Annotated in this window: 12 protein-coding genes and 1 tRNA gene; 2 read left to right on the top strand and 11 right to left on the bottom strand. The window is 44.4% G+C overall.

Going from position 1 to position 13,353, the window contains the following annotated elements; translation table 11 throughout:
- Window positions 1-40: 40 nt before the first annotated feature.
- From ptb to VN379_RS17345, 10 genes are all read right to left on the bottom strand, one after another.
- On the bottom strand, window positions 41-949 hold the full coding sequence (gene ptb / locus VN379_RS17390; RefSeq protein ID WP_325536106.1) for a phosphate butyryltransferase: 909 nt from the start codon (window positions 947-949) through the stop codon (window positions 41-43).
- Window positions 939-1,439, bottom strand: coding sequence for an Lrp/AsnC family transcriptional regulator (locus tag VN379_RS17385; RefSeq protein WP_325536104.1), 501 nt, complete (start codon window positions 1,437-1,439; stop codon window positions 939-941). Before VN379_RS17385 ends, ptb begins: the two co-directional genes overlap by 11 nt.
- A 52-nt stretch (window positions 1,440-1,491) precedes the next feature.
- Window positions 1,492-1,941, bottom strand: coding sequence for an Lrp/AsnC family transcriptional regulator (locus VN379_RS17380; protein ID WP_325536102.1), 450 nt, complete (start codon window positions 1,939-1,941; stop codon window positions 1,492-1,494).
- 72 nt (window positions 1,942-2,013) lie between these two features.
- Entirely contained in the window at window positions 2,014-2,652 is a 639-nt protein-coding gene (gene yihA / locus VN379_RS17375) for a ribosome biogenesis GTP-binding protein YihA/YsxC (RefSeq protein WP_325536100.1), read from the bottom strand.
- On the bottom strand, window positions 2,652-4,967 hold the full coding sequence (gene lon, locus VN379_RS17370) for an endopeptidase La (RefSeq protein WP_325536110.1): 2,316 nt from the start codon (window positions 4,965-4,967) through the stop codon (window positions 2,652-2,654). The genes yihA and lon overlap by 1 nt, the downstream gene beginning before the upstream one ends.
- Window positions 4,968-5,113: 146 nt before the next feature.
- The gene (gene lonB, locus VN379_RS17365; protein WP_325536098.1) at window positions 5,114-6,808 is read right to left on the bottom strand and encodes an ATP-dependent protease LonB; all 1,695 of its coding nucleotides are present in this window, start codon (window positions 6,806-6,808) and stop codon (window positions 5,114-5,116) included.
- 433 nt (window positions 6,809-7,241) lie between these two features.
- The gene (clpX, locus tag VN379_RS17360; protein ID WP_325536096.1) at window positions 7,242-8,504 is read right to left on the bottom strand and encodes an ATP-dependent Clp protease ATP-binding subunit ClpX; all 1,263 of its coding nucleotides are present in this window, start codon (window positions 8,502-8,504) and stop codon (window positions 7,242-7,244) included.
- A gap of 12 nt (window positions 8,505-8,516) precedes the next feature.
- Window positions 8,517-9,122 carry an ATP-dependent Clp endopeptidase proteolytic subunit ClpP gene (gene clpP, locus VN379_RS17355; RefSeq protein WP_325536094.1) on the bottom strand — a complete coding sequence of 202 codons (606 nt, stop codon included), beginning with the start codon at window positions 9,120-9,122 and terminating at the stop codon, window positions 8,517-8,519.
- A gap of 25 nt (window positions 9,123-9,147) precedes the next feature.
- Window positions 9,148-10,437 carry a trigger factor gene (gene tig / locus VN379_RS17350; protein ID WP_325536092.1) on the bottom strand — a complete coding sequence of 430 codons (1,290 nt, stop codon included), beginning with the start codon at window positions 10,435-10,437 and terminating at the stop codon, window positions 9,148-9,150.
- A 247-nt stretch (window positions 10,438-10,684) separates the two neighbouring features.
- A tRNA-Gly gene (locus VN379_RS17345) sits at window positions 10,685-10,759 on the bottom strand.
- Window positions 10,760-10,900: 141 nt separating this feature from the next.
- Between VN379_RS17345 and VN379_RS17340 the strand changes: the two genes are divergently transcribed.
- Together VN379_RS17340 and VN379_RS17335 are read left to right on the top strand one after the other, a co-directional pair.
- The gene (locus VN379_RS17340; RefSeq protein WP_325536090.1) at window positions 10,901-12,160 is read left to right on the top strand and encodes a radical SAM protein; all 1,260 of its coding nucleotides are present in this window, start codon (window positions 10,901-10,903) and stop codon (window positions 12,158-12,160) included.
- 38 nt (window positions 12,161-12,198) lie between these two features.
- Window positions 12,199-12,618 (top strand): hypothetical protein, encoded by a 420-nt coding sequence (locus VN379_RS17335; RefSeq protein WP_325536088.1) that lies wholly within the window; start codon window positions 12,199-12,201, stop codon window positions 12,616-12,618.
- 56 nt (window positions 12,619-12,674) lie between these two features.
- On the opposite strand, the gene VN379_RS17330 is transcribed toward VN379_RS17335, so the two are convergent.
- On the bottom strand, window positions 12,675-13,256 hold the full coding sequence (locus tag VN379_RS17330) for a hypothetical protein (protein ID WP_325536086.1): 582 nt from the start codon (window positions 13,254-13,256) through the stop codon (window positions 12,675-12,677).
- Window positions 13,257-13,353: the final 97 nt, after the last annotated feature.

Below are 13,353 nucleotides of genomic sequence, written 5' to 3'. Positions count from 1 at the left end.
AATCAATAAAGGGCAGCGCTTCCAGCGCCGCCCTTTATTACTACCCGAGTAATGCTCCTAGAGCAATTGACATAATTTTTGCTTCGTAGGTATCAGCCCTTGATGTGACTACCACCGGTTTAGCTGCACCTAAAATTAAGCCGGCAATTTTACCATTGGCGATATAGACTAACGACTTGCCAAGCATATTTCCCGCTTCAATATCTGGTGTAACCAGGATATCAGCCATACCGGCAACAGGACTATTAATCCCTTTATGTTGGGCAGCCTCCATACTGATGGCATTATCGAGCGCTAACGGACCATCAACAATGGCCCCTTTTATCTGCCCCCGCTCAGCCATTTTTGCCAGCGCAGCGGCTTCAAGTGTTGCCGGCATATCTGGATTCACCACCTCAACAGCGGCTAATATGGCTATTTTCGCAGGCTTGATGCCTAGTACGTTAGCCAATTGGACGCTATTTTGAATAATATCCGCTTTTTGCTGCAGCGTAGGCGCAATATTCATTCCGCCATCGGTTATCATAATAAGCCGGTCAAAACCCGGAAGCTGATATACAGCAATGTGACTGAGCACTCTGCCTGTTCTTAAGCCAATCTCTTTATCAAGTACTGCTCTAAGAAAATCAGCAGTATTAATTAGTCCTTTCATAAGTACATCAGCTTCACCGCTTGATACCAAGGCTACCGCCCGATAGGCCGCTTTACGGTCATCAGGTTCGTGAATCATCTGGACATCATTTAGGGTAACGCCAAGTTTATCAGCGGTGGCTTTAATCTTGTCAATATCACCTACCAAAGTAAAATCAGCAAGTTTCTGTTTATGTGCCCCCTGAACAGCTTCCAGGACAGCATCATCCTGGGCTGCGGCCACAGCTACCCTTTTAGGAGATTTATTCTTTACTGCATCAAGTATATCGTCAAAATTTCTAAGCAATTTATCTGTCAACAGCGTCCTCTCCTTTTGCATATTCAGGGAAATAGCTCATGCTAGTCTTTTTCCACTCCCGCGTGCTAAATAGCAGGGTATATATGTCAAGTCCAGTCGCTTCCGCCAATTCTTCAGCTAAACGCTGGCATTCAGCGCGAGTATGAGCATGCAGCATTGTATAAAAATTATAAGGCCAGCCTGGTTGTGGAATCCGTGCATAACAGTGGGTAACCGCCATATAGCCTGACATTAGCTGCCCAACTTCCGCGAGTTGTTGTTCAGGTACGATCCAGGCACACAGTGCGTTCGCAGCATAACCCACTTCCCGGTGCCGTAATACAGCACCCATCTTGCGCAACTGTCCGGATAGACGGTATCTGCCCAGCCTTTCCAAAAGCTCGTGTTCGGTAATACCAATTTGCTGGGCCAATTCCTTATACGGCTCGGCTACCAAAGGAAACTCACCCTGCATAACAGCTATTATTTTCTTATCCAGGTTATCTAACATAAGACACCTCGCCAACTGCTGTTTATCATTTATAAGCAGTCTTTAATTATTCTTACAAATTAAACTCGACACTGACCTTATACTTTTCAGTGGCAGGCAGACTAATAAGACCATCAACCCCTGACAAACAGGAAATAGCCGCCAGCGTTCTTGCTTGCTCGGCCTGATTTGTGGTAAGAAGTGTAAACCAAAGGTTATACTCACCCTCACGTTCATAATTATGTGTGACACCCGGATAGGCATTAATAGCCTCAGCAACTGCCTCAATACAGTTTACACGCACTTTAACTGCTGCCAGCGTACTTACATAACCTAAGCAAGACGAGTCGAAGAAAGCACCTAAGCGCCGTATATAGCTATGCTCTTTAAGCCAAGATAACCGCTCCAACACTGTCGCTTCATCAACATTAAGCCACTCAGCCACCCTTGCAAAAGGTCGCGGCTCAATGGGCAATCTTGTCTGGATAATATTAAGCAGTTCTTTATCAAAAGTGTTTAGCATGCATGCCTCCTAACTAAACTTGTAATTAAGCAAAGGGAACAGCCGGCCGACTGTCCCCTCAGTATAGCACTATTATTTTAGCAAAATATTCCTAATTACGTCAAGAAGTTCATCCCGTCCAGCCCCACTAACGGTTGAATAGGTGATAATACGGTCATCTGGAGCAAGTAAAGGCATGTTAATGCCTTTACTTATTGCCTGTACATGCTGCTGAACGCGGCCTTTGGTAATTTTATCACCTTTAGTTGCGACTACTTGAACAGTAAGCCCGTGCTCCAACAACCATTGATATACTTTAATATCACTTTCCATCGGTGGATGGCGAACATCAATTAATTGGCATACCAGCCTAAGCTTAGTTGATTTGAGCCAGTATTCTTCTATAAATTTAGACCATGTCGCCCGCGCTGTTTGAGCCCTTTTGGCATACCCATAACCGGGCAGATCAACAAGCATAAAATCTAAGCGCGACTCATCAGGAAGTTTGCCGCTAAGCTTAAAAAAATTAATTGTTTGGGTCTTGCCTGGTGTTCCGCTGGTACGGGCCAAACCATGCCGACGGCATAATGAATTAATAAGCGATGATTTGCCGACGTTTGAACGGCCAATAAAAGCAATCTCTGTTAAGTCGCTCTCAGGATACTGACTGGCGTTAACAGCAGTGCCAACATAGCTGGCACTTACAATATTAAACGAGACAACATCTGCCATTACTCGGTCACCAAAGCTGTTTTGAGTACTTGGTCCATATGTTCAACAAGGATAAACTCCAGACTGCGTTTAACATTAGCCGGGATTTCATCAATATCGCGCTTATTTTCTTTGGGCAGCATAACCTTCCTGATACCGGCCCGGTGAGCGGCAAGAACCTTCTCTTTAATGCCACCTACAGGCAATACCCGTCCACGAAGTGTAATCTCACCAGTCATAGCAATATCACTTCTGACTGGCTTACCGGTCAGTGCTGAAGCTACGGCAGTAGCCATAGTAATGCCTGCTGACGGACCATCTTTCGGAATAGCCCCTTCCGGCAAATGAATATGGATATCCAGTTTCTCATGAAAGTCCTCTTCAATTCCCAGATCCTTAGCCCGTGAGCGGATATAGCTGAACCCGGCCTGGGCTGATTCCTGCATAACATCGCCCAATTGACCAGTCAGGGTTAATTTACCTTTGCCCCTCATGGTCGAGATTTCCACCGCCAGTACATCGCCGCCTACTTCAGTCCAAGCCAAGCCAGTTGCGACTCCGACCTGACTGGTTTCTTCAGCCTGAGCATGACGGTATTTAGTCGCACCAAGGAACGTATGCAGATTCTGAGCAGTGATTTTAACAACAGGTCCCTGATTCTGGACAATTTTACGGGCGACTTTGCGGCAGAGATTAGCGATATTACGTTCAAGGCTTCTTACGCCTGCTTCCCTGGTATAATCGCGGATAACTTTTTGGATAGTCCCCTCAGAGAATGAAATCTGCTTGGTTGATAGGCCGTGGTCTGTTGTTTGTTTAGGAATAAGATAACGTTTGGCTATCTCTATCTTTTCTTCTTCAGTATAACCTGCAATAGTGATGATTTCCATACGGTCCAATAATGGCCGGGGAATATTATGCATCACATTGGCAGTCACCACCCAAAGTACCCTGGACAAGTCATACGGAAGCTCCACATAATGATCACTAAATGAATTATTTTGCTCAGGATCAAGTACCTCAAGCAGAGCAGATGAAGGATCGCCCCGGAAATCAGCACTCATCTTATCAATCTCATCTAAGAGAAAGACCGGGTTTTTAGACCCGACAGTACGCATACCCTGAATAATGCGTCCTGGCAACGCCCCAACATAGGTTCGCCGGTGGCCTCTAATCTCAGCTTCATCTCTGACACCACCTAATGAAACACGGACAAATTTTCGTTCCATAGCCCGGGCAATCGAGCGAGCTAACGATGTTTTACCAACACCGGGCGGCCCCACAAGGCATAAAATCGGTCCTTTCATTTTTTCAGTCAGTTTACGAATAGAAAGGTACTCTAAAATACGTTCTTTTACTTTTTCCAGCCCATAATGGTCTTCGTCCAATATACCTTCAGCCACAGTAATATCCAAACGGTCTTCAGTCTCAATATTCCACGGCAATGTCAACAGCCAGTCAAGATACGTACGGATTACACCGCTTTCAGCCACCATAGGCGGCATTTTTTCCAGACGGTCAATTTCTTTATTAATCTTTTCGGCAACATCTTTAGGCAGATTTTGCTCTTTGACCCGCTGGCGATACTCTTCCACTTCAGCAGTACGTTCGTCTTTCTCGCCTAATTCTTTTTGGATTGCTTTAAGCTGCTCGCGCAAATAGTATTCTTTTTGCGTTTTTTCCATCTGCTTACGAACCCGGACATGAATTTTTTTCTCAAGTTCGAGAATCTCCATCTCCCGGCCTAAAATTTCACACAGGCGTTCCAGACGATCATTGACACTGACTGCTTCTAACAAAATCTGCTTATCTTCAATCTTAAGCGATAAATGACTGGCGATAAGGTCAGTCAACCGGCCCGGTTCTTCAACTACAACCACTGAAACCAAAGTTTCAGGGGGTATCTTCTTGCTCAACTTAACCCATTGTTCAAATTGATTAATCGCAGTCCGGGTAAGCGCTTCTGTTTCCGGCGTTTTAGGTTCCACCTCGGAGAACTCGCGAATTTGGACCTGATAATAAGGATCAAAACTGATAAACTCTTCAATCTCGCCGCGGTGCAAGCCTTCAACCAGCACCCGGATCGTGCCTCCCGGTAATTTCAATAATTGTTTAATTTCAGCGACAGTGCCCACTGAAAAAATATCTTCAGGCTGAGGTGTGTCATTTTGGGCATCTTTTTGTGTTGCCAGCATGATCAGCCGGTCTTGAACCATTGCTTCTTCTAAGGCGCTAATTGACTTTTCCCGGCCAACATCCAGATGAATAATCATATATGGGAAAACTAATATGCCCCTAAGCGGCAAGAGTGGTATTGTACGCCGTTTTTCCGCCAACATTATTTCCTCCCTTCGGTAACCCGCGGTATTTGTTAGTTAATAGTAGTTTCAACACCGCTATTTAAAATATTCTGAGTAGCTGTTGAAAAATCCTTTTATTTGCCAATAATAACAGCCGGGTTAAGTAACCCGGCTAAAATTAACTACACCTTGTCAATACCGGCAGCCGCAAGTACTTCCGGCATCGCTACCGGTATATCCTTTCGTAGAACTTCTCCGCTCTTAACCATCGCATGTTTCAACACCTCTTGTAGCGTTTCGACAGGAATAACCTCAATATCCATATCTGCATATAACTCTTGCCAGTTTTCCTTCGGGATAATGACCCGTCGAGCGCCGGCTTGCTTGGCAGCCATTACCTTGGCACTTACACCACCGACAGGCTTTACAAGACCCCGAATGGAAATTTCACCAGTCATGGCCACAGTATTGTCGATAGGTACATTGTAAATAGCCGAGTAAATTGCTGCCGCAACCGTTACACCGGCTGACGGACCATCAACCGGAACCCCGCCGGGGAAATTAACATGTATGTCATATTTAGAATATTCAATGCTAAATTCCTTAGCTAATACTGTAAGTACATTGTCAAGTGAGCCTTTTGCCATACTTTTACGCCGCATAGTACGCCCCGGCGAACCAATCTCCTCTTCATCAACAACACCAGTGACAGTCATTTTTCCTGTACCATAGTTGTTCGGTACTGCTGTCACTTCCAGTTCCATAAGCATGCCAATATTTGCTCCATATACCGCCAGACCATTTACTACGCCAACTTGAGGCTTAAGCGGAATCTTTTTCTCCGGTCGCGGACTATACTGGCCAAAATTGATAACCCACTCAACGTCAGCTTGAGTAAGAATTTTTTCGTTTTTTCCACTGCTTTGGGCAATGCCGGCAGCAATCTGGATGATGTTCACAGCCTCCCGACCGTTAGTGGCATAACGTTTAATGACCTCTAAAGCCCCCTCATCAAGAGTATAACTAATCTTCTTGGAAGCGTTAAGGGCCACTTTGGCAATTTCATCAGCAAGCAGCGGCCGGAAGAATATTTCGACACATCTTGAGCGAATTGCCGGGGGAATATCCTGGGGCATACGGGTAGTAGCCCCAATAAGCCGGAAATCTGCCGGTAAACCATTTTGAAATATGTCGTGAATGTGCTGCGGTATATTAGTATCTTCACTGTTGTAGTATGAACTGTCCAGAAACACTTTCCGGTCTTCCAGCACCTTTAGTAGTTTATTCATCTGGATGTGATGGAGTTCACCGATTTCATCAATAAACAATACTCCACCATGAGCTTTGGTTACGGCTCCCGGTTTTGGTTGAGGAATGCCAGCCATCCCCATCTGACCGGCCCCTTGATAAATCGGGTCATGTACTGTGCCGATCAGTGGATCAGCTATACCGCGCTCATCAAATCTGGCTGTCGTGGCATCAAGTTCCATAAATTTGGCCGCAACCCTAAAAGGGGAATAACCATTTCGCCTGGCTTCATTAAGTACTAAACGCGCTGCCGCAGTCTTGCCTACACCAGGTGGTCCGTAAATAAGAACATGCTGAGGATTAGCACCACATAACGCTGCGCGGAGCGCTTTAAGGCCTTCTTCCTGACCAACAATTTCCGAAAAATCAGTGGGTCTAGTTTTTTCTGCCAGCGGTTCAGTTAAGGATATCTCTCGCATTTTTTGCAGTTTGTCCATTTCTTTTCTGGATTCACGCTCTACCGCCATCCTGTTGCCTTGCTGCGATTTTAGCAGGTTCCAGAAATAGAGCCCGATAACCACGGCAAAAAACAACTGAATCACGCTGATGATATTTACAGCATAATCCAAATTTAATGAACCTCCTTTCCCGGGCAAAAGATTTGAGTTTTTTTTAATTTACCATGTGTCTAGTATAGGCAATGAACATTATTTTATCCTGGCAAAACCCGGCAAGCAAGACTGCAAAAATGCGATTATAACCCTTAATATCAACCGTCAAATAAGAAAAACCGCTGGTGCGGTTCTTTGGCTTTGCGCATATCAGATAATCCTGGAATACAAGGGAATGGTTTTACTTTTGGCATGCCCCAAAAGCAACAAAAAGTCTAGGCCCGAAGCCTCCAAAAGCTGAAAGGCCGGGGGGTTACCGGGGTTGCGGGGGCACCGTCTCCTTGCTCAAGCCGGCCATTCACCTTGGCTCCCCTTGTTTTATAAGGACTTTCAGCCTCTCAAAACTTATAACTTCTGATATTAAAATAAAGGAGCCTGTCGGCTCCTTTATTTAAGCGGATTCTTCTTTTTTCTTAGTTTTGCGTTCTGCAGTCACCAGCACAGGTTCTTCTTTGTTAATAATAACCTCTTTGGTAACAATGCATTTGGCAACATCAGTACGCGATGGGATATCATACATCACATTACGCATGATAGCCTCAATAATGGCCCTAAGTCCCCTGGCACCGGTATTACGTTTTAAGGCTTCGGTGGCAATGGCTTTTAATGCCTCGTCCTTAAATTCAAGTTGAACATTATCAATCTCCAGGAACTTTTGATACTGCTTAACCAAAGCATTCTTAGGCTCAATTAAGATACGCACCAACGATTCCTCATCAAGAGCATCCAGCGTAACAATAACAGGCAGACGTCCGACAAACTCAGGTATAAGCCCAAATTTGAGCAGATCCTCCGGCAGAATATTTCTGAGAATTTCACCCAATACCTTTTTTTCTTTACTGCGAACTTCAGCACCAAAACCCATAGATTTTTTGCCGGTTCTTGCGCTAATAAGCTTATCGATGCCATCAAAAGCACCACCGCAGATAAAAAGAATATTGGTGGTATCGATTTGAATAAACTCCTGGTGTGGATGCTTACGCCCGCCCTGCGGCGGTACACTGGCTACTGTGCCTTCCAGTATCTTAAGCAAGGCCTGTTGTACACCTTCACCGGAAACATCACGGGTGATTGAGGGGTTCTCCGACTTACGGGCAATCTTATCAATTTCATCAATGTAAACAATGCCTTTTTCGGCTTTTTCCACATCATAGTCAGCAGCCTGGATAAGTTTTAAGAGAATATTCTCTACATCCTCACCTACATAACCGGCTTCAGTTAACGAGGTGGCATCAGCTACCGCAAAGGGAACATTGAGAATCTTAGCCAGCGTTTGTGCCAACAGCGTTTTACCACTGCCAGTCGGACCAAGCATAATGATGTTTGACTTTTGCAATTCAACATCATCCATTTTAGCACCCAGGTTGATCCGCTTGTAATGATTGTACACAGCTACAGCCAGAGATTTCTTAGCTTCCTCCTGGCCAATGACGTACTGATCAAGGATATCTTTTATCTCTTTGGGTTTAGGGACATCCCTCAGCTCAACATCCATATCTTCGCTGAGTTCTTCTTCAATGATCTCATTGCAAAGTTCTATACATTCATCACAAATATATACTCCTGGCCCGGCAACAAGTTTTTTTACTTGTTCTTGCAGTTTACCGCAAAACGAACACTTTAGTTGACCCCTGTCATCACCGAATTTCAACATATTACCACCTCTCTACTTGGGAGTCTCCTTGTGTCTGTCACCCCGCACCACGACTGCGTCTATAAGACCGTAGTCTTTTGCTTGCTCACTGGACATGAAAAAATCACGTTCGGTATCATGTTGGATTTTTTCTATCGTCTGACCGGTATGGTGGACAAGGATGCCATTTAGGTGTTCTCGCATACGAAGAATTTCCCGAGCATGAATTTCAATATCGGTAGCTTGCCCTTGCGTACCACCAAGAGGTTGATGAATCATAATGCGTGAATTAGGAAGGGCATAGCGTTTACCTTTAGCACCGGAAGCAAGCAACAATGCACCCGCACTAGCTGCTTGACCCATGCAGGTAGTAGTAACGTCCGGCTTAACATATTGCATGGTATCATACATAGCCATCGCAGCAGTTACTACACCACCAGGACTATTAATATATACATGAATATCTTTTTCCGGATCTTCCGACTCCAAAAACAACAGCTGAGCAATAAACAAATTTGCCACAGTGTCGTCAATTGGTCCGCCGATAAATACAATACGGTCTTTTAATAGCCGTGAGTAAATATCATATGCTCGCTCACCGCGGTTAGACTGCTCTACTACAATTGGCACATAGGGCATAACAAATCACCTCAAAATCCTAAATTTATTGTGCTGCAACACTATCGATTATTAATTGGGCAGCTTTTTTACGCATAACAGAGTCGCTGAGCGCCTGGAAGCGGTTAGTCTCACGAATCACTTTTGCAATCTCTTCAACTGTTGTCTGATAATTTTGAGCCATGGATTCAATTTCCCGCTGAAGTTCTTCAGGCGCAGCGGTAAATCCTTCTGCTTTAACAATAGCCTCAAGAACAAGGTCGGTTTTTACATTATATAACGCTGAAGCACGGTAGTTCTCCCTCAAGGCTGCTATATCCATTTTAGTATATTCAAGATATTTTTCAAGTTGCATGCCGCGCTGTTGTAAATTTACATCAAGATCTTGAATCATGTTATCAGTTTGGTTTTCAACCATTATTTCAGGAATGTCCATTTCAGCATTATCCACTACAGCTTTAATAGCAGCCGTACGGAACTCACGTTCGGCTTTATCTACGGCGGCCTGTTCTAACTTATTCTTAATATCGCTTTTTAATTCCGCAAGAGTATCAAATTCGCCGGATTCTTTGGCAAACTCATCGTCAAGCTCAGGCATTTCCTTCCGCTTGATGTCATGAATGTTTACTGTAAACTTAGCGGCTTTACCAGCTAATTCGGCAACAAAGTAATCTTCCGGAAAAGAAACGCTTACTTCCCGCTCATCACCTGACTTAGCACCAACTAGTTGTTCCTCAAAGCCAGGGATAAAGCTGCCTGAACCGATTTCCAGCGGATAACTCTTGCCCTCGCCACCATCAAACGGAACCCCATCAACAAAACCTTTAAAATCAATAATGGCCAAGTCGCCTTGTTTGAGTTCAGCGTTTTCCACCACTACCATTTTTGCGTTGCGGCTGCGATTTTTTTCCAGTTCAGCGTCTACGTCGGCATCAGTAACCTCAGTAATTGTCTTTTCTATTACAAGATTTTTATATTGACCTAAAGTAACTTCAGGCTTTTTAATAACAGTGGCTTTAAACACTAACGGCTGGTCTTCTCCTAAAGTAACAACTTCAATTTCCGGACGGCCCACAGGATCAATAGCCTGTTCTTCCAAAGCTTTGGCATATGCCTGAGGAGCCAGGATTTCAAAAGCCTCGTCAAGTAAGGCCTCTTTGCCAATGCGCATTTCAACTACCTTGCGAGGAGCTTTGCCTTTACGAAAACCGGGAATGTTGACCTGATTAGCCAGCTTGCGGTAAGCCTTTTCAACAGCTTTGGCCACCTCAGTTTGGGGTATTTCAAGATTAAGCACTGTTTTATGATTGTCTATTCTTTCCGCGGTTACCTTCATTTATGTATTTCCTCCTTATTAAATTAACTGCTGACACAGCTTATTAATTGTCAACATAGTTCTCCCGCCAATAGTATTCCCATTATTGACATAAATTTTATGGGGTTCCTGGTTTAACCATTATTTATTTTCCGGCCAGTGTCCATAATTTGTAGCAATGTCATGAATAATATCATAACACAACTAAATAACAAAGACAAGATATGAGCAAAAAACCCAGCAGGCATGTGCTGGGTTATGTGTAATATGGAGCGGAAAACGAGATTCGAACTCGCGACCCTCGCCTTGGCAAGGCGATGCTCTACCGCTGAGCTACTTCCGCGTATCGCCATTAAGAACAATACTGATTATATACCGTAATCAATTATTTGTCAACTGGATTAATTGACTAAATTGTTCCTGTAACTAACACCTGCCTGCCAGCCTGCATATTATGTATAAGGGTTTACAAGGAAGAGATGCCATGAAGGAGGCTGGTCAGTTGTATTACCGGTTAAACAAGGACTGCGTGCTAGTAGAAGGCCAGGCCCGGGGAGCCATCTATGCATTAACTGCAGGCCGGGTATATTCTATTAATCAAGGGGCTGTCAAACTATTGCAGGCCTGCCAGCAAGCGGCCCTAGAAGACATAATGGATCTTAATTTACCTGATAACAAACTCTATCTATCATTTCTTGACAAATTGACAGCCAAAGGCTTGGGCTCTGTCTATACTGAATCTCCTGAGCAAAAGAGATCCCTGCCAAATTATCAGTCCAAACTGGAATTTATCTGGCTGGAGCTTACTGCAAACTGCAACAACCGGTGCCTACACTGCTATTCAGCAAGCAGTCCCCATACACCTGCGAGTTCTGTACCGCATGATCGCTGGCTGGAGATTATTCGGGAGGCCCGCCAGGAAGGAGCTACCGGCATCCAGCTTATTGGTGGTGAACCGCTGCTTTACCCCAGGTGGCGAGAGCTCGTTGTTAAAGCGCAAGAAGAAAACTATGAACTAATTGAGATATTCACCAACGCCACACTTATCGACGACGACTGTATTAATTTTTTTAAACAGCATAACGTCAGCATTGCTACCACCATTTACGCTGACAATGCGTCAGTCCACGATACAGTGACACTTCATTCCGGCAGCTTTGACAAAACTATGTCGGCTATTAAAAAGATTTTAGCTAAAGATATTCCCCTGCGAATTGCTTCCATTATTATGAGAGCCAATGAACACGAAGTGACCAACATAATGAATTTATACGCCGAACTGGGGCTTGAACCGATGCCGCCGGATGTTGTACGCCCCACAGGGCGGGGCGATAACCAAACCCTGCTTCCCCTAAACTACACCAAACCACTAGTTAAACCACCATTTTTTACAGATACTGAATCATTTGCTAAAGCTCAGAATTTTCATAGTTGTTTAGCCGGCCGGTTGGCCATAACAGCTGACGGTGATGTCATACCCTGTATATTTGCCCGGGATCAAGTCTGTGGGAGCATATTGCAAACACCACTGCATGACATACTTAACGGAGAATCACTTACTGAGTGTTGGTGTACCACTAAAGATTGTATAAATAAATGCAAAGCCTGCGAGTACCGCTATGCCTGTGGCGACTGCCGGCCGCTGGCACAAGGCCTGGACCCTCAAAAATCATGGCAGGCTCCACCTGCCGACTGTCTATACAATCCTTACACAGGAAAATGGGAGGACGATAATAATGTCTGATGAAAAATACAATAATCCTAAATGGGAGTCCCCTAAACTTGAAGAGTGGGATGATGATGATTTTGATGATGACGAGTTTGATGACGAAGAGTTTGATGACGAAGAGTTTGACAACCGGGTTAACAATATCGGCTGCCGGCCCTCCTGGTCGCCTTGCAGTCCTAATAAGCCCATTGGCTGCCGCCCCTCCTGGTCGCCCTGCAGTCCTAATAGGCCCATTGGCTGCCGCCCCTCATGGTCGCCTTGCCAGCCTAATCGGCCAATTGGCTGCCAACCCTCCTGGTCGCCTTGCCGCCCTAATAAGCCTATTGGCTGCCAACCCTCTTGGTCACCTTGCCAGCCTAATCGGCCAATTGGCTGCCAACCCTCCTGGTCGCCTTGCTATCCCAATTCATGCTCACCGCGGCGATGCAGGCCTAATACGAATCGCCTCTGCAACCCCCTATAACTTCTATTAGTTTAAAAGGCGTTTAAAAACGCCTTTTAAAAATTGCGAAATTATATAAACCACACGTTATTTTTCCGGGTGTTTATTACTAAGTGACAATATAGTTACAGCATAAACCGCCGCAATAAGCGACCCAATTACATCGGCTATTAAATCCAGATCTGTATCTAGCAGGTTTGGTTGGCTGGGAACACTCGGCTTCATTGTAAAATCCCCGATAAATTCACCGATCTCATAGAAAACCCCGACACTTAACCCTAATGAGACAACAAAAATGAATCTAAAACTGCGACTTATTACTGGTTGGGTAAGCTGGCAGATAAGATTATAAGCAAATAATGAGAATGAATAACTCCCAAAAACATGTTGAATCTTATCAAAAACTGTTGAAGTAGCATATAGATTTATATATAGCCCCAAAAAGCTATCACTAAGAATCGTCATCATCATAAGCGCTCGTATGGTGTTGTTGATGTCAATACTATATTTTGTTTCAATATATGTATAAATTACCCACACGCCCGCTTTTATTGCTATATTTTGCGCATACTCATGCCGGCCTTGTGTTAACAATGCTATTATGATTCCGATCATTCCAGCAAGAAATATTATTGTAAAGAAAAAAAGAAGCTTTCTGTGATTTGTCAACTAAACCCCTCCCCGTATCTTATTATTGTCCAGTTAGCAAAACAATAACCAACAGAGACCTTTTACACTGACTAAAAATCAACGCTATCTGAAGCCA

It is taken from the genome of Sporomusa sp. (assembly GCF_035561255.1).
Lineage (GTDB): Bacteria > Bacillota > Negativicutes > Sporomusales > Sporomusaceae > Sporomusa.
This window is presented reverse-complemented; position numbering and strand designations above follow the sequence as displayed.